This window comes from Desulfuromonas sp. TF, from assembly GCF_000472285.1.
Lineage (GTDB): Bacteria > Desulfobacterota > Desulfuromonadia > Desulfuromonadales > ATBO01 > ATBO01.
In genome coordinates this window covers 199,169-214,939 of sequence record NZ_KI421412.1, presented here as the reverse complement: position 1 = coordinate 214,939, position 15,771 = coordinate 199,169, and the positions used below count along the sequence as shown (strand labels likewise).

General features: G+C 60.6%; 16 protein-coding genes, 1 tRNA gene and 1 riboswitch. Of the genes, 10 read left to right on the top strand and 7 right to left on the bottom strand.

The annotated features are described in order from the left end of the window. Window positions 1-135: 135 nt before the first annotated feature. From DTF_RS0101035 to nudC, 3 genes are read left to right on the top strand one after another with little or no spacing between them, the layout of a single operon-like run. The gene (locus DTF_RS0101035; protein WP_051360626.1) at window positions 136-1,032 is read left to right on the top strand and encodes a diacylglycerol kinase family protein; all 897 of its coding nucleotides are present in this window, start codon (window positions 136-138) and stop codon (window positions 1,030-1,032) included. A 34-nt stretch (window positions 1,033-1,066) separates the two neighbouring features. Continuing rightward, complete coding sequence (locus tag DTF_RS21175; protein ID WP_035055303.1) at window positions 1,067-1,594, top strand: NUDIX hydrolase; 528 nt, start codon at window positions 1,067-1,069, stop codon at window positions 1,592-1,594. Beyond that, a complete protein-coding gene (gene nudC / locus DTF_RS0101025) occupies window positions 1,591-2,469 on the top strand; it encodes an NAD(+) diphosphatase (protein WP_226989097.1) in 879 nt (292 codons plus the stop codon). The genes DTF_RS21175 and nudC overlap by 4 nt, the downstream gene beginning before the upstream one ends. Here the strand turns inward: nudC and mnmH are convergent. Next, window positions 2,458-3,513, bottom strand: a complete 1,056-nt coding sequence (gene mnmH / locus DTF_RS0101020; protein WP_051360624.1) for a tRNA 2-selenouridine(34) synthase MnmH — start codon at window positions 3,511-3,513, stop codon at window positions 2,458-2,460. The two genes, nudC and mnmH, sit on opposite strands and share 12 nt — an antisense overlap. 143 nt (window positions 3,514-3,656) lie before the next feature. On the opposite strand from mnmH, the gene DTF_RS0101015 reads away from it, so the two are divergent. Together DTF_RS0101015 and DTF_RS21170 are read left to right on the top strand one after the other, a co-directional pair. After that, a tRNA-Met gene (locus DTF_RS0101015) sits at window positions 3,657-3,733 on the top strand. A 488-nt stretch (window positions 3,734-4,221) separates the two neighbouring features. Beyond that, a riboswitch (cyclic di-GMP riboswitch) is annotated at window positions 4,222-4,296 on the top strand. 401 nt (window positions 4,297-4,697) lie between these two features. After that, window positions 4,698-6,596 (top strand): hypothetical protein, encoded by a 1,899-nt coding sequence (locus DTF_RS21170; protein WP_035055108.1) that lies wholly within the window; start codon window positions 4,698-4,700, stop codon window positions 6,594-6,596. A gap of 268 nt (window positions 6,597-6,864) precedes the next feature. On the opposite strand, the gene DTF_RS0101000 is transcribed toward DTF_RS21170, so the two are convergent. Beyond that, window positions 6,865-7,854, bottom strand: coding sequence for a lytic transglycosylase domain-containing protein (locus DTF_RS0101000; RefSeq protein WP_027713822.1), 990 nt, complete (start codon window positions 7,852-7,854; stop codon window positions 6,865-6,867). Window positions 7,855-7,997: 143 nt separating this feature from the next. After that, complete coding sequence (locus tag DTF_RS0100995; protein ID WP_027713821.1) at window positions 7,998-8,291, bottom strand: hypothetical protein; 294 nt, start codon at window positions 8,289-8,291, stop codon at window positions 7,998-8,000. A 189-nt stretch (window positions 8,292-8,480) separates the two neighbouring features. Between DTF_RS0100995 and DTF_RS24960 the strand changes: the two genes are divergently transcribed. The 4 genes from DTF_RS24960 to DTF_RS26355 all read left to right on the top strand — a co-directional run bounded on the left by DTF_RS24960 (window position 8,481) and on the right by DTF_RS26355 (window position 11,811). After that, window positions 8,481-9,569 (top strand): diguanylate cyclase, encoded by a 1,089-nt coding sequence (locus DTF_RS24960; protein WP_051360622.1) that lies wholly within the window; start codon window positions 8,481-8,483, stop codon window positions 9,567-9,569. Further along, window positions 9,541-10,782, top strand: a complete 1,242-nt coding sequence (locus DTF_RS0100985) for an MgtC/SapB family protein (protein ID WP_027713820.1) — start codon at window positions 9,541-9,543, stop codon at window positions 10,780-10,782. Before DTF_RS24960 ends, DTF_RS0100985 begins: the two co-directional genes overlap by 29 nt. Before the next feature lie 251 nt (window positions 10,783-11,033). Continuing rightward, entirely contained in the window at window positions 11,034-11,519 is a 486-nt protein-coding gene (locus tag DTF_RS0100975) for a hypothetical protein (RefSeq protein WP_027713819.1), read from the top strand. Between the two features lie 19 nt (window positions 11,520-11,538). Further along, window positions 11,539-11,811, top strand: coding sequence for a DUF4010 domain-containing protein (locus tag DTF_RS26355; protein ID WP_162148571.1), 273 nt, complete (start codon window positions 11,539-11,541; stop codon window positions 11,809-11,811). Here DTF_RS26355 and DTF_RS0100965 read toward each other — a convergent pair. The 4 genes from DTF_RS0100965 to modA form a co-directional block, all read right to left on the bottom strand. After that, window positions 11,804-12,478 (bottom strand): type 1 glutamine amidotransferase, encoded by a 675-nt coding sequence (locus DTF_RS0100965; RefSeq protein ID WP_027713818.1) that lies wholly within the window; start codon window positions 12,476-12,478, stop codon window positions 11,804-11,806. The genes DTF_RS26355 and DTF_RS0100965 overlap by 8 nt on opposite strands. Before the next feature lie 151 nt (window positions 12,479-12,629). Then, window positions 12,630-13,682 carry a molybdenum ABC transporter ATP-binding protein gene (gene modC, locus DTF_RS0100960; protein WP_027713817.1) on the bottom strand — a complete coding sequence of 351 codons (1,053 nt, stop codon included), beginning with the start codon at window positions 13,680-13,682 and terminating at the stop codon, window positions 12,630-12,632. Further along, window positions 13,679-14,371: a molybdate ABC transporter permease subunit gene (modB, locus tag DTF_RS0100955; protein ID WP_027713816.1), complete on the bottom strand. Its 693-nt coding sequence runs from the start codon at window positions 14,369-14,371 to the stop codon at window positions 13,679-13,681. The genes modC and modB overlap by 4 nt, the downstream gene beginning before the upstream one ends. A 12-nt stretch (window positions 14,372-14,383) precedes the next feature. Further along, window positions 14,384-15,124: a molybdate ABC transporter substrate-binding protein gene (modA, locus tag DTF_RS0100950; protein ID WP_027713815.1), complete on the bottom strand. Its 741-nt coding sequence runs from the start codon at window positions 15,122-15,124 to the stop codon at window positions 14,384-14,386. A gap of 344 nt (window positions 15,125-15,468) precedes the next feature. On the opposite strand from modA, the gene DTF_RS0100945 reads away from it, so the two are divergent. After that, window positions 15,469-15,744, top strand: a complete 276-nt coding sequence (locus tag DTF_RS0100945) for a YciI family protein (protein ID WP_027713814.1) — start codon at window positions 15,469-15,471, stop codon at window positions 15,742-15,744. Window positions 15,745-15,771: the final 27 nt, after the last annotated feature.

Genomic DNA, 15,771 nt, shown 5'->3' with positions numbered 1-15,771 from the left:
AGGATGGCTAAGCAAAAATTTCGTGTGGTTTTTCAGGGGCGAAGGCATACATCAGGTATGTCGAGGTCCTGAAAAAAGCCGTAACGCCGTAGGGCGGACTTTTTGCAACGCCATCAAATTTGAAGGAAGTATCGGATGATCGAGCCTCCCAACCCTGTCAGAAACGTCAAGCTGATTGCCAATCCGACGGCCGGCGGAGAGGCCCTGGGCAAGATCCGCCGGGCGCAGGCCTGGCTGGAGAAGAGGGGCTGCCGGGTCGACCTGGTCCTGACCGCGGCCAGGGGCGACGCCGTGAGGGCGGCCGCAGCGGCAAGGGATGAGGGAGTGGACCGGGTTATCGCCGCCGGCGGCGACGGTACTCTCTGCGAAGTCATCAACGGACTGGTCCCCTCCGAGCTGCCCCTTGCCTTTCTGCCCCTGGGAACAACCAACGTGTTCGCCCTGGAAGCGGGGATCCCCTTCAATGTGGAGCGGGCCTGCGCCCTGGCCCTTGAAGGAACACCCCGGGCGGTATGCCTCGGCAAGGCGGGGGAAACCCGCTTTCTGCTCATGGCGGGGGCCGGTTTCGATGCAGAAGTGGTCTCCCGCGTCAGTCTCCCCCTGAAGCGCCGGGTCGGCAAACTGGCTTATCTGGCCGCTGCGGGGACCACATTGCTGCGATGGCCCCCCAAGCTGGTGGAGGTGCAACTGGAGGACGGGACGACCCATTCGGGGTACGGCGTCATCATCGGCAACGGCCGGCTCTATGGGGGGCCCTTCTCCGTCACGCCCCGCGCCTCCCTGGAGGAGGAATCACTGGACGTCTGTCTCTTTTTGCGTCCGGGCCGGCTGCAGATGCTGCGCTGCGCCGCGATCGTGGCGGCGGGAGGACATCTGGACGCCCCCCATGCCCGCTGTTTCACCGCCCGGGAGGTAAAGGTGCGGGGGGAAGGCGTCGCGGTACAGATCGATGGCGACTATCTCGGACGGCTTCCCATGACCTTCCGCGCGATTGCCGGGGAGCTCCTGCTTGTTCTGCCCCCGCGCGCCTGAGTGCGTCGATGCCCTTCAGAACGGAAAGAATGAGATGAATCGGATTGTTGAGGAGATATACCGCGGCAGCGTGGTCACACTTGCCATAGAGGACCACCGCCTCCCGAACGGACGACGGGCCCGTTTCGAAATCATCCGTCACTCCGGCGGCGCGGCGGCCCTGCCGCTGCTGCCGGGTGGGAGGGTGGTTCTCATCCGTCAGCTCCGTCCGGTCTGCGGCGGCATGGTTCTGGAGATCCCCGCCGGAAGGCTGGAGTCGGAGGAGTCGCCCGAAACCTGCATCGATCGGGAGCTTCAGGAGGAGATCGGGTACCGTGCCGGAAAGCTGGAGAAATTGGGAAAGATGCTGACCACTCCCGGTTACAGCGACGAGGTCGTGCACCTTTTTGCGGCCTCGGAGCTGACCCCGGTGGAGCGGTCGCCGGAACCGGATGAATGTATCGAGACGGTGATTCTTCCCCTTGCCGAAGCGCTGGAGATGGTGTGCAGCGGGGAGATCGCCGACGGCAGGACCCAATTGGCCCTTTTGCTGTATTCCCGGATGTCCGGGATGAGTCGATGACCATGCTTCCCGATTTCTACTCCTCCCCGATTCACCTGCCCTTCAATCGCACCTGCCTCGATGCGGACTTCCGGCTCGCTCCCCCCGATGCGGATCCCGGAGGCGTCGAAGGATTCTGGCTCCTGCTGCGGGGAACCGAAATTCTGCTCACCGGGGCATCCGAAACTCCGCAGCTTCTCCAGGGCCCTCTCCCCCCTTCTCTGGCAGGCGGAGACGAACCCCCTCTCTATATCGGCGTCTGGCAGGGAAAACCCTGCCGTTTGCTGAACCTGGTCGGAAAGGAGAACCCTTCGGGGTTCGTCGCCGAAAACCTTTCGGCCGCCAATCCGCGTCTCTCCATCGATCTGCTGTCTCTGGGCGGAACGGCAAGCCAGATCCTGCATTGGGAAAAGATCAGCCGGAACTGTTCTCTGTGTGGCGGGAAGATGGAGCGAGTGTCCGGTGAATGGGGGAAGAAGTGCCTCTCCTGCGGCTATGCCCATTATCCTCACATCCATCCCTGCGCCATCGTTCTGGTGCGGCGCGCCGGCGAGGTGCTCCTGACCCGGAAGGCCAGCTGGCCGCCGGGGCGTTACAGCCTGGTGGCGGGTTTTCTCGATTTCGGCGAGTGTCTGGAGGAGGCGGCGGCCAGGGAAGTCTTGGAGGAGACGGGGGTGCTGGTGCAAAATATCCGCTACGTGGGAAGTCAGTGCTGGCCTTTTCCAAGTCAGCTCATGGCGGGGTTCATTGCGGACTATGCCGGCGGCGAAGTCGTTGTCGAAGAGAAGGAGCTGGAGGACGCCCGCTGGTTTCCGGTCGACGCCCTGCCGCTCATGCCTCCCCAGCGCAGCATTGCCCGCTACATTCTGGATAACTTTCTATCACTAGGTCCTTGATTTTTCATGCAGGACTACCTCGATGGCGGCACGGAGGGAGCTCAGTCCCTCCTCCAGGGGCTCGATATCCACCTCGATGCGCCGGTCGGGCCTGGTGTGGCGATAAAGGGGATCGTAGTAGAGGACCATCAGGTCCCGCACCAGGGATTCCCATTCGCCCCGATCGAGAAGCTCCAGAAGACGATTGACCACTTCGCCGCCCAGCCTCGCCCGAAGAGCCTTGATCGGACGCACGAAATCCGCGCGGAGCCGGTCAATGGCGGGATACTCCTCGAGGATCACCCGAACCCGGTAATCGATGGAAGCATTGATCCATAGGGATGTCTCCTTCTGCAGGGACTCGTGAACGCGGGGCGGCAGAACCAGGCGGCCGATATGCTTGCTTTCCCCTTCGGCCAGGGCGTAGCCGCTGCGGGGAATCTTGCGCATCTCATCCCACAGCAGAGCCTCGAAAGCCTTCTGCCCCGGCTGTGACGAAAGGCCGAGACCGCCGAAGGCGCTGCCCCGATGATTGGCCAGCCCTTCCAGATCGAGGACGGGATAACCCTCATCCCGCAGCCGCAGCAACAGCCGGGTCTTGCCCACTCCGGTGAGCCCCCGCAGCACCAGCAGCTTTCCCCACTCTCCCCGTTCGAAATACTCGCGAACGCAGGCGCGAAACACCTTGTGTCCGCCGACCAGCTGCCGTGCCGGAATCCCGGCCAGATCGAGAAAGGTGGTCAGGGCATGGCTGCGCATGCCGCCGCGCCAGCAGAAGACGACCACCGGCGGCCGGCGGCCTTGGAGAGCTGTCGTCACCTCCTGCAGCATCGCCGGGATCTTCGGCGCCACCAGCTCCACCCCCAGGCGCTTGGCCACGCCTTTGCCCTCCTGCTTATAGACCGTCCCCACCCGCACCCTCTCCTCATCGTCGAGCAGCGGCACGTTCACGGCGCCGGGTATGGTCGCCTCGGCAAACTCTGCCGGGGTCCGGGCGTCCACAAACAGGGCGCCCCGGTCGCGAAGGGCCAGGGCTTTTTCCAGGTCGATGGTCAGGTGGGGCATGGAGACACTCTTCGCATAAAGGAAATCATCGCACGGTTATACCGGAAAACCGGAACGCGCACAAGGTCTTCCCCCCGAAGGAAAAAAACCAGGGAAGGGTGTTGACAACCTTGGCGGCATCGCGTATTGTTCACTTCCGTTGTCGCGGGGTAGAGCAGTCTGGTAGCTCGTCGGGCTCATAACCCGGAGGTCGGAGGTTCAAATCCTTCCCCCGCAACCAAAGAAATTCAAAGGGACCTGCCGAAAAGCAGGTCCCTTTTTTGTTGGTGCGCCAGGCATGGCGCGTAGCGCCTTGACTGGCGCGGTACCGGTCGTTGTGGTGATGACTGGATTGACTTGGGGGTGAAAGTCCCCTGCGGACGGTGGGGGTGACCTCGCCTCCTACCCGATCCCGAAACCGCCGTTCGTATCTTCATTGTATCCGCGACCCTAACAGACTTGCCGCCTAAATGATAAACAGCCGGAAATTAGCATTGAATAAAAGTCGACGAATCCATTCGCATCATCGGAATCTTACCCCCGAACTATTGAGAATAGGACGAAGTTCACTTATAGATGTGAATCATTGAGCAGTAACAAAATCTAGGAATTCCTCATTAATAAAACGTTGTTTTTTTCTATTGAAATATTCCTCGGTTTCCTTTAGGGTAAAAACCTGGACAATTCTCTCCTACAATATGTGGGAATTGTCAACAAAATCCACTTCTCTTCCGACAAGAGCAAACCCGGAGCAATTCGGGGACGCAGAGCCAAGGGTCCTACGGGGATAGCCTAGCCGCCGAAGCGAGTTGTGCATTTCCTATAACTTACCGTTTAGGGAATCAAACGTCTTTCTTCGGCAGAAGAGAGGCGTTTTTTTATGGCTTGCGAATGGAATTGTCTGAGGAGTTTAAGGTGGCACATAAATGCTGAGAAATGTATTTCTTGCCCTCATTTACGGCTACCTTTTCTATCGCTTTTCGATCTGGGACGTCATCGGGCTGACGTTTGCGATCAGCTTTTTCATGATTGCCATAATAGCTTTTTCATATAAAGACAACACTCGCTTTTCCGGCGAAGAAAAGTAAGGTGATACAAATTCAGTGCCATCTTATCGATAAGGGAGGAACCTGCCCACGGATACCATCCTGGATCTGGGCTATTCACTGACCATTTCGGTCGACTTTTATTTCAAGGAGGAGAAGATGCGGAAAACTGGGAAGAAATTGCTCCTGACAGGGCTGGCAATGGCCTGCCTCCTGCTGGCCGGGTGCGGGGGCGGCGGAAGCAGCAGCAATGATGCTGCCAGTAATGATGTCACAAGCCAAACGGTCTCAGGTGTAGCAGCCGCCGGCGCCCCTCTTGCCGGTTATGTGTCCCTTAAGGACAGCCAGGGTATGCCTGACCCTGCCCTGACCACACTCATCGCCGCAGATGGCAGCTTTACCTTCGATGTCACCGGGCTCACCCCCCCCTTCTACCTGAGGGCCGAAGGCGTTGCCGGCAACACCGGATACGAACTCCATTCAGTGGTCGCGGCCACCGGGCGCGCCAACGTCAACCCCCTCACCGAAGCCCAGGTTAAGGCCGCGACGGGCAAAACCCCCGCCGGTCTCTATGACGATCCTTCCACCGTCGGGATGACCGGCGAGGACATCGACGCCGCCCTGAAAAAGGCTGCGGACGACCTGATGACTTTGCTGCAGCCCCTTCTTGAAGCGTGGGAGGCGCCGACGAACCTTAATCCGATCACTGACGTCTATTTCGCCGACGGCACCGGCCTGGACAAGCTCTTCGACGTCGTCAAGGTGGAGACGACCGGCAGCTCCATCGAAATCATCGATCGCGCCACGACCAGCACACTGGGAACGGCGACCGTCGGGGAAGGCGGCGGCATCACCACTACAGATTCCATTGAGTCGTCCGAGGCCGAGGGGGCCAGTGCCGTTGCGAGCGACCTCGATCAGATCAAAACGTTCCTCGCCCAATGGCTCACCAAGGTGAAGACGGTTTCGACCAATTTCGCCAACGACGAGTACAATACCCAGGAAGAAGCCATCGCCGCCCTCGAAGAGGACTATACGGATGCCGAAACCTTCGGGATCAACAACGGAAAAGACCTCGCGCAGGAGATCGTCGGGAATCTGGAGGATTACGTCTTCTTCAGTGCGATCCAGTCTGTTTCCAATTTCGGAGTCACCAACTACGACAGCGAGACCGGCGTATATCTCGTCAACTTCATCCTCAACCTGCAGCTTAACAGCGGCGCCGTCGGGCAGATGCCTGTTTCCGGAATCGCAGTCGTCAGGGACGATGCGGACGCCTGGAAGATTACAGGCAATGGCTATTACGCCGATGCAGGCGACGATGACCTGGTCAGCTTTGTAACGGAGCGCAACGTATTTGAAGAACAGGTCCACCAGGTTATCGTGATCGATTTCGAGCTGGACGATGACCAGGACGTCTTTTCATCGGCGACGGTCACAGGGCCGGGCCTTCCCCAGGGCGGCCTTCAGTTCTTCTCCAATGAGAATCGGTGGGAACTGAACATGGACGAAAGTCTCATGGCCTGCGCCCGGCCCGGAGCCAACGGTTGCATGGAGCCTGTCTGGAACTCCTATGAACTGACCGATGCCGCGATCGATTCGATGCCCAACATCTGCACCTACACCGTGACATTCAATTTCGAGGGCGGCGGCCAGGAGGTGCATACGGTTACCAAACCCGCCAAGCCCCTGAATAGCACCCAGCTTTCCGCGGCTTATTTCCCGACATTGCATAACCTTTCGCAGTCCCAGTTGACCCTTGAGTACGCGGAATCGAACCTTCTGGGCGATACCACCACCTTCACCTATTCGACCCCTTCGGCATTCACGCCGGTGTATGCCGGTCTTGAGGGCTGGTTTAATTACAGCCAAAATTTCGAATGGAATGAAATTGAAAACTGGCTGGACGGAATCCCTCTGGGCAGCAATCAGTCCCAGGCGATGACCTTGTCTGACCTGCCCGAGGGCGCAAGCCTGAGGTCAGGGGATATCGATATCTACAGCGGGGACACCCTCTGGCGTGAGTACAATACCAACTATAAATTCCGCGGCCAATAGCAAAGCGGTATATCGGGCAGGCGGCGGGGCCACCCCCGCCGCCCTTCCACACCACCGTGCGCACGTTCCGTACACGTCGGTTCATAAGACGCACTGAAATCTCTGAGGTGGTCGACTAGAGAGGCCAGCCCCAGTCTGCAAAAGAAGCATTTGCGAAATGCATTGTTCATGTGCGAGGCTCCTGGATTCCACCAGGGGCCTCGCCTGTTTTCGGCGACTTCCGGGGCCGGATGTTTCCGTGAATCCCCGCCGCATCAGATTCCTGGGCCTATCGGGTTTTTATCCGATCGGCTAGAGTGCCGACCGCAACGGCAAAGGCGCTGGATCTGTTCCAGGAAAGAAGTGCCCGGAAGTTGTCGTAAACCAGGTAGGCCGGCCCGCCGGGACCATCGGGGAGGATCAGCGAAGCCCTGAGATCGCCGCGCCGGGGCAGGGCGCTTCCGTCGCTGCGCCTCACCCCGAGGGCCTGCCAGCGCGAAAGCGGAAGTCTCTTATCCAGGCCGGCCAGGGAGGTGTCGAATTTTTTCGGAAGTTTCACCGGCCGCCCCCAGGTCTGATCGTCTTTCCACCCGGCGCGAGCGAGATAGTTGGCCATCGAAGCCAGGACATCGGGGACGGTGGTCCAGATATCGATGCGACCCTCGCCGGTGGCATCCACTGCAAAGCGGCGATAGGAAGAGGGCATGAACTGGCACTGTCCCATGGCGCCGGCCCAGGAACCGTTCAGGAGTTCCAGGGGGATATGGCCGTCATCGAGGATGTGCAGCGCGTTGATGAGTTCCCTCCTGAAATAATCGGCGCGGCGCCCGTCGTAGGCCAGGGTTGCCAGGGACTGGAGGACCGGAAGTCCTCCGATGTTCGTACCGTAGTTCGACTCTATCCCCCACAGGGCCACGAGGAAGCGCCTCTGCACGCCGTACTCCCGCTCGATCCGCCCCAGCCAGGTCGGATAGTTGGCCATCACTTCGCGCCCGCCGTCGATGCGCTTTTTGTTGGCCCGGGCGGCGACATACTCCTCCAGAGACTGCGTGAACTCCGGCTGACTCCGATCGAGGGCGATCACCCGAGGCAGCGGCGCCTTGACCGTGGCCAGTGCCGTCTCAAGCGTCTCCTGCGATATCCCCGCGGCAGCGGCCTCCACGCGGAGGTTTTCAAGCCAGTCCGAAAAGTCCTTCTCCGGGGCCTTCTCCGCGGTGACGGCCGGCGACCACAGGCAAACGCCTGTCGCAATCAAAACCATGATACGAAAGAGCTTCATGCTCCAACCCCGAAATTGAAAAATCCGGCAAAAAAAAAAAAAACGGCAGAGTCCATCGGCCTGAAGTCCGACACCATTATAACAAAGACCATGCCGGCGGCAGGGAATCTGTCGTATTCGCAAAAACTTGGAGGATGGCGCCATCAAGCAAGGAACAATGCCGCCAGGGCGAGGAGCACGGCTCCGCCGCTGAGGGTCAGGGCGACCAGCAGGGAGCGGCGCAGGGCGGTAGCGGCTTCGGTGAGCCCTTCCACCTGACGGGCCAGGAGGTGGAGACCCTCGGCCTGCTGCGCGAGGTCCTTTTCCAGCTCCTGCAGGCGCGTATCGGGGCCGGCCTGCGGCTGCTTTCCGAGGCGCCTAGCGCTCCGGCGCAGATCGTTGGTCATGGAAAGAATCGTCGGAGCGAGTTTGATCAACTGCACCCAGGGTACCGGCATGGGGACCTCCGTCAAGGGGATTGTTTTCTGTTCATTGTACTTGATATGCCGCCCTGACGAAACCGCTGCCCGTCGCCAGGTGCCGCCCACTGGATGGCCCCAGGCAATAAGTCTGGTAACTTCCAGGATTCTCTTTATAATTAAAAAGAAAGCCGTTTCCATCTTCGTCAGCTCAGGAAGGAGAACTCCGTGTCCAAACAGAGCCGGTTGTCGAGGATCTTCGAGCTGTGCCTCAGCATTGAGCACCGGGCTCTCGCTTTTTATCGGGAACTGGCCTCCGGAACCCGGGACGCGGAGCTGGGCGCCCTCTGGAAGGAGATGGCCAGGGATGAAGAGCAGCATATCGCCTACTGGCGGCAGCTCCTGGAAATGAGCCGGGCCGGCGACGTTCCGGAGCCCCTGGACAAGCCCGAAGAGCTGGAGGCGTTCCTTCTGGACCTTCTCCCGAAAATCGACCAGCTTGCCGCCAGGGTTCTAAAGGACCCTTCTTCCCCCGACGTTCTGGTACTTGCCTTACGGCTTGAATTCCACCTTCTCGATCCCCGCTTCCAGAGCCTCTTTCACTGTCTCTACGACCTCCCCGAACGGCAGAACCCCGAAGAAGAGTATGAAATCCACCTGCGGCGTCTGATGACGGTCCTTAAACGGCATAGCGAAAGCTCTCCCATGCTCGCGCTGTTGATCGAGGCCATCGAGCGGATCTGGAAAATAAACATGGAAGCGATCCATTCCGGCCAGATCGACCATCTGACCGGGCTCCTCAACCGGCGGGGGATCGCCGTCGCCGTGCGTCCCCTCACCTATCTGGCCCGCCGCAACGGCGACCCGGTCGGGGTGATAATGATCGACCTGGATGATTTCAAGAGGATCAACGACACCTTCGGCCACCCTGCCGGAGACAGGGTTCTAGTCATGGTGACGCAGCTGATGCGACGCCGTCTGCGGGCTTCCGACATCATCGGCAGGTATGGAGGTGAAGAATTTCTGGCCGTTCTGACTCCGACAGACCCGCAGCACCTGGCGGAGATTGCCGAGGACCTGCGCCGGGCGGTGGAGGCCAATCCGATCGGCGAAATTCACGCCACGATCAGCATCGGAACGGCTTACGCCGTTTTGCGGGATGATGTGGAAAAGGATTTCGACGAGCTGATCCATCAGGCCGATCAGGCTCTTCTGAAGGCAAAACGCGCCGGCAAGAACCGGGTCGTGAAATGGAGTCCCGGGATCAATAACCAACGGCCTGCCGCCCATGGAACTGACTACTCTCGAACTCTTTAAGAATTTCGCTCTCGCCATTCTGCTCGGCGCTTTGATGGGCCTGGAGCGTGAGCGCTCGGGCGGCCGCTTCGCCGGTATGCGCACCTTTCCGTTGATCTCGCTGACGGGTGCGGTCTCCGCCCTGCTCGGGGATCTGACGGGAAATCACTGGGTCGTGGCCGCGGGACTCATCGGCGTCACTATCCTGGCCGTCACCGGCAACCTGCTGCAGGCCCGCCGGCGGCCTGATCCCGGACTCACCACATCCATCGCAATGCTGATTGCCTTCGGAGTCGGCGCGATGGCCTACTTCGATCAGGCCGCTCCGGCGGTGGCGGTCGCATTCGTCGCCACTGCCATCCTCTATTTCAAGCCTCACCTGCACGCCTTCTCCCACAAGGTGAAGCAGCGCGACCTCTATGCCGTCTTCCAGTTCGGCCTCGTCACCTTCATCATCCTCCCCGTCTTGCCCAACCGCAACTACGGGCCCTTCGATTCCCTCAACCCTCAGCACATCTGGCTGATGGTCGTCCTCATCTCGGGACTCAGCCTGTGTGCCTACGTTGTGCTGAAACTGGTCAGCGGCCGATGGGGGGGGCCGCTGATCGGCCTTCTCGGCGGACTGGTTTCGAGCACCGCCACCACTCTGGCCTTCGGCCGCAAGGCCCGGCAGGACCCGGGGCTCTCCCGCACGGCCGCGGTTGTGGTGATCCTGGCTTCGACGGTTCTGATGGTGCGGGTAGTGGTGGAAGTGGCTGTGGTCAATCCGGCGCTGCTTCGTCACCTCTGGCTTCCGTCCCTTCTGATGTTCCTGGCCGGGCTGGCGGTGGCCGCCCTGGTCTGGCGCAGAACGGAAAAAGAGAGGGAAATGGCCCCGGAAACGAAAAACCCCGCGGAGCTGACGGGAGCCGTGGCCTTCGGTCTGCTCTACGGGGTCGTCCTGCTGGCCGTTTCGGCGGGAATGCACTACTTCGGCAGGGAAGGAGTCTATGTGGTGAGTCTTATTTCGGGGCTCACGGACGTGGACGCCATCACCCTCTCCAATGCCCGGTTGGCCGGAACGGGGGTGCTGGAGCCTCTCCAGGCCCGCAACGCCATTGTCATTGCTGTTATCGCCAATCTCGCCTTCAAGCTGGCCGCGGTCCGGATCATCGGGACCGCCCCCCTCGCCCGCTGGACCGCCCTGGGTTTCGCTGCCATCGCCCTGGCCGGCATGGCCTCGCTGCTCATCTGAGCCCCGCCACTCGGATCAGCCAGACGAAAAGGTCGCCGACGATGCTGACCAGGTAGACCAGCTGCACCCAGGGCACCGGCATGGAGACCTCCGTCATAAGCTATGGTTCTTTCCGTTTTTCCTGATGTTCCGTTCGGAACGAAACCGATGGCCGCCGGCCTGATTCCTTTTATTGATCAATTACTTGCATTTCACACCGACATGGGTTATTCTTGTATTCGGTTTTTCGGCCTGCGATCAGGAGTTTGTGGATGAGAATCATTTTTTCGTTACTGGGGGGGCTTCTTCTCCAGGCAACCACGGCCTTTGCCACCGGGACACCTGCTCTGCCCGGTTATGCGCTCGATCCTTCTCTCAGCGCGAAATGCCACTCCTCCCCCACCGCCGCAAAAGAATCCCAATTCCCCCTCCGCTTCCAGGCCGATGACAAATCTGCCGCCCTTCATCTCTTGACGGAAATCCCTTTTTCCCCCTATCTAAGTGCCAGCCGAGAAGCCGGACCCGAGGAAGAGGGAACCCCTTCGGGCGATTTCAACCCGGAAAGCCAGTACTCTCCCTCCCTGGACGACTATCATCTGGAGGCGGGATTTGCCTGTCCGCTCAACGACAGCACCAGACTCAAGGTCGGCTACCGCTTTGCCGAACCGATGCCGAACATGATGGACCAGGTGCCGACTACTCTCCAGGAGCAAGCCGACGACCTGCGCATCTCCCTGGATTTCAAACTGCCCTTCTGACCTTTTAAATTCTCAACCGTTGCTGTTGCGCCACCTCCGGCTGCCGGCAGCCTATTTCCAGCCGTACTCTGGGCAAAGTCGAAAACGGAAAAGGAACGGGTCCCCCGAAACGAAGAACCCCACGGAATTGGCCGGGGCCGTCGCCTTCGGTCTGTTCCACGGGGTCGTTCTGACGGCCGTTTCGGCCGGCATGTACTGTTTCGGCTGTGAAGGGGGGGACATGGTGAATCTGATCTCCGGCCTCACCGACGCGGCCATCGCCTTGGCCGGACTCACGGCGCTTCTCATCTGAACCCCGCCACCCCGAGAAAGTTCCCCAGCAGCCTCCGGGCAAACCGTTTGCAGGTCTCTTCCTGCCGTCGGAAGTATTCCACCGCTTCGCGTCCGGCTCCGGTTCGGCGGCTCCAGTCGGCTGCGATCTCCACGTTCACCTCGGGATGGAACTGCAGGCCCCAGGCAAGGGCGCCGAAGCGGAAAGCCTGTCCGGGGCAGGCCGGCGAAGAGGCCAGGTGCACTGCTCCGGCCGGAAGATCGAAGCTGTCGCCGTGCCACTGGAAGACGGGAAATATCCCGGGGAGGCCCGCGAAGAGGGGATCGTCGGGGGCAGCCTCGGTGAGGCTGACGTCGCACACCCCCCGCTCCCCCCGGCTGCCGGAGCGGACCTCCGCGCCCAGGGCGGAGGCCAGCAGCTGTCCCCCCAGACAGATCCCCAGAAGGGGCTTTTCCCTGCGGGCGGCATCGGCCATGAACACCTTGAGGAGATCGAGGAAGGGATACCGGGCCGCGTCGCGCACCCCCATGAAGCCCCCCAGAACGATGCACGAAGATGCCTCTCCGGGCGCCGGAAGCGTTTCTCCCGAATCGAGGCGCACCGTCCGGAAGGCGGCGCCCCGCTCCCGCAGGAGGTCGTCCAGGATGCCGGGGGGTACGTGCGGGTCGTTCTGGATCAGGTGGAGCATGATTTTTCTCCGGTCACCAGGTTGGATGAAGAGCAGAAGCAGATGGCAGAAAAGCAATCTCACGCGAAGACGCGAAATGGATCAAAATCAAAAATTCTATTGTTATGAATTTCTTCGCGTTCTTCTCGGCTTCGCGTGAAACCGTCTTTGGTCAGTACAACCGCCTGAAAGCCGAGGCTTTGATGATGGCGTAGATCTTTTCTCCGACCCTCAGGTTGAGCTCATCGGCCGCTTTTTTCATCACCTGGGCGACCAGCCTTTCGCCGCCGCAGTCGAGTTCCACCCCGGTGCGGTTCTTCAGGTCGAAGCACGAGGTCACCGTGCAGGGGAGGAGGTTGCGCGCGCTGAGCGCCTCGGGACGTCCCTTGAAGAGCATGATGTCCTTCGAGGAGAGTTCGAACACCGACTCCCCCTTTCCCCCCGCCCACATGAGCAGCCGTCCCCCTCCCCAGGGGTAAACGTAAAGCCCGTCCTCAAGCCGGGGGTCGGAGAGCCGCAGCAGGTTGATGTAGCCCGCCCTGGTCCAGCCCATCCGTTTGCGGGCCAGTTCGTCGGGGGTGGAATGGTCGGATACCTTCCCTCTGTGGAGAACGATCACCTCATCGGCCAGCAGCTGCATCTCGTTCATGGAATGGGAAATGAGCAGGAAGGGGATGTCGAACTGCTCGAAGACCGCGCGCAGATAAGGGATGATCTGGTATTTGAGCCCTTCATCCAGTGCGGAGAGGGGCTCGTCCATGAGAAGCAGGCGGGGACTGGCCAGAACGGCCCGTCCGAGGGCGACCCGCTGCCTCTCGCCGCCGGAGAGGGTCTCGGCGCTGCGCTCCAGCAGATCCCCCAGATCCAGGGCTTCGATCAGCGCTTCGGGATCGACCTTGCGCCGGGACGCCGGGGTGCGCCGGTATCCGTACAGGAGATTTCGACGGACGCTGAGGTGGGGGAAAAGATGGCCGTTCTGGAAGACGACGGAGATGCGCCGCTGTTCCGGGGGTGCCGAGATTCTCTTTTCGGAGCTGTAGAGGATCTCCCCGTCCAGCTCGATGACGCCGCGGTCGGGAGGGGTCAGGCCGGCGAGCATGTGCACCAGGGTCGACTTGCCGCTTCCCGAACGGCCGAAGACACCGAGCCGGTTGCCTTCGGTGGCGAAATCGACAGCCAGGTCGAAGTCCTTGTACCTTTTCTCCAGAGAGACCGAAAGCTTCACTGCGCGCGCCTCCCGTTGAACCTCTTCACCAGCGCCTCGTTGAGCAGCAGCACGGCAAAGGAGAGAACGATGGAAACCAGGCACAGCGAAAGAGCCATGCGGTCGCCTCCGGGGGTATTGGTGTAATCGTAGATGGCCAGAGGAATCGTCTGGGTCATCCCGGGAATGTTCCCGGCGACGATGATGGTGGCGCCGAATTCTCCCAAGCTGCGGGCGAACATGAGAGTCGCCCCCGCCAGTACCGAGCGCAGCGAAAGCGGCAGGATAATGGTGAAGAGGGTGTCGGGCCAGCGCGCCCCCAGAGTGCGTGAGGCATCGATCAGTCTGGGGTCGATCCCCTCCAGGCCGAGGCGGATGGAGCGGACCAGAAGGGGAAAGCCGACCACCACCGAGGCTGCCACCGCCGCCCACCAGGTGAAGACGATGCGGATTCCCGGCCACTCGGCGAGAAGCGAGCCGAGCCAGCCTTTCTCACCCAGGGTCAGCAGAAGAAGATAGCCGACCACCACCGGCGGCAGAACCAGGGGCAGATTGATGATCCCGTCGACCACCGCCTTGGCGCGCATGCGGGTGCAGACCAGCAGGTAGGCGGCGGCAAAGCCGAAAGGGAGCGACACCACGGTGGCGGTGACGGCCACCCTGGCCGAGAGGGCGATCGCCTGATAGTCGGAAGGGGAAAATTCGATCATAGGTATGGGCCGCTACTCCGCAAGAAAGCCATGCCGCTCCAGGAGTACGCGGGCTCTCGGGGACTGGAGAAAACGGTAGAATTCGACGGCCTCGCCCCTGTCGGCCCCGGCCGCGGTCAGGGCCATGGGGTAAATCACCCCGGGGTAGCTCTCCGGCGGCGGTTCGAAATGAATTTTTACCTGCGGAGAGAGAAGGGCGTCCGTGCGGTAGACGAAGGCCCCATCCACCTCGCCCCGGTCGGCATACATGAGAGCCTGCCGCACATCCTTTGCGAGCACAAGCTTTCCCGCATCCAGCAGATGTTCGTAAATCCCCGCGCTCCTCAAAGCCGCCTCCGCGTATCGGCCGGCCGGGACGCTTCCGGGACTGCCGATGGCGATTCGCCGCAAACGGGTCAGATCGGAAATGGAGGCGATCCGAAGATCCGGCGCGCCGGCGAATACCAGCACATTGCGGGCGAAGAGCCGGACGCTTTCCGGCTCGATGAAGCCTTCATCCGTCAGATAGTCGATCCACCGGGGATCGGCCGACAGGAAGATGTCGGCCGGAGCGCCGTTGGCGATCTGCTTGGCCAGGGTTCCGGAACCGGCAAAATTCCTGATCACCTTGATGTCCGGCCGGCTTTCGGCATGGAGATCGCCGATCTCTCTGATCACGTCCGTGAGGCTGGCCGCGGCGAACACCCGGACTTCACCGGCTGCCGCCGGGAGGGGGAGAAGAAGCAGAAAGGATAGGACCAATCGCAGGAGCATGACAACTCAACTCACAGGGTAAAATAGCATACAGGTTAGCATATGTTCCAATGAAGTGACACTATCTTCTTTCCGTGCCGTCTGCTCACCGCTGAATCCATGCTGCTCATAATAAGGGCAGTTCGCAATGGCGATACCCGGGCAAAGCGTCTCCTCAGCACAGCCGACGAAAACGGGAAAAGGGAACTTCCCTGCTGTTGCATAAGGGATGCCGATGAGGGCCGGCCCGGTTGACCGTGTTTCCGGTTCGCGGGCAATGGAGAAGCAACTTGTTATTTGCCAAATTGATTCGGGACGACTAGAATAAACCCCATTCAGATCGATCAGACAGGAGGATAAAAAACATGCTGTTCGTCATTCACTGTGTCGACAAAGAGGGGCGCCTGCAGGTGCGCATGGATAACCGCCCGGCCCATATCGAGTATTTGAAAAGTTATGGAGACAAACTCCATGCAGCCGGACCGACCCTGACCGAGGACGGAAGCATGAACGGCTCCGTGGTGATTCTCGACCTGGAAGACCGTGCCGCCGCCGAGGCCTTTGCCGCCGGCGATCCCTACAACCAGGCGGGACTGTTCGAGCGTGTCACCATATCCGCCTGGAAAAAGGTCCTCCCGTAGCAGGCTGATGAAAAACGCCCATCTGCG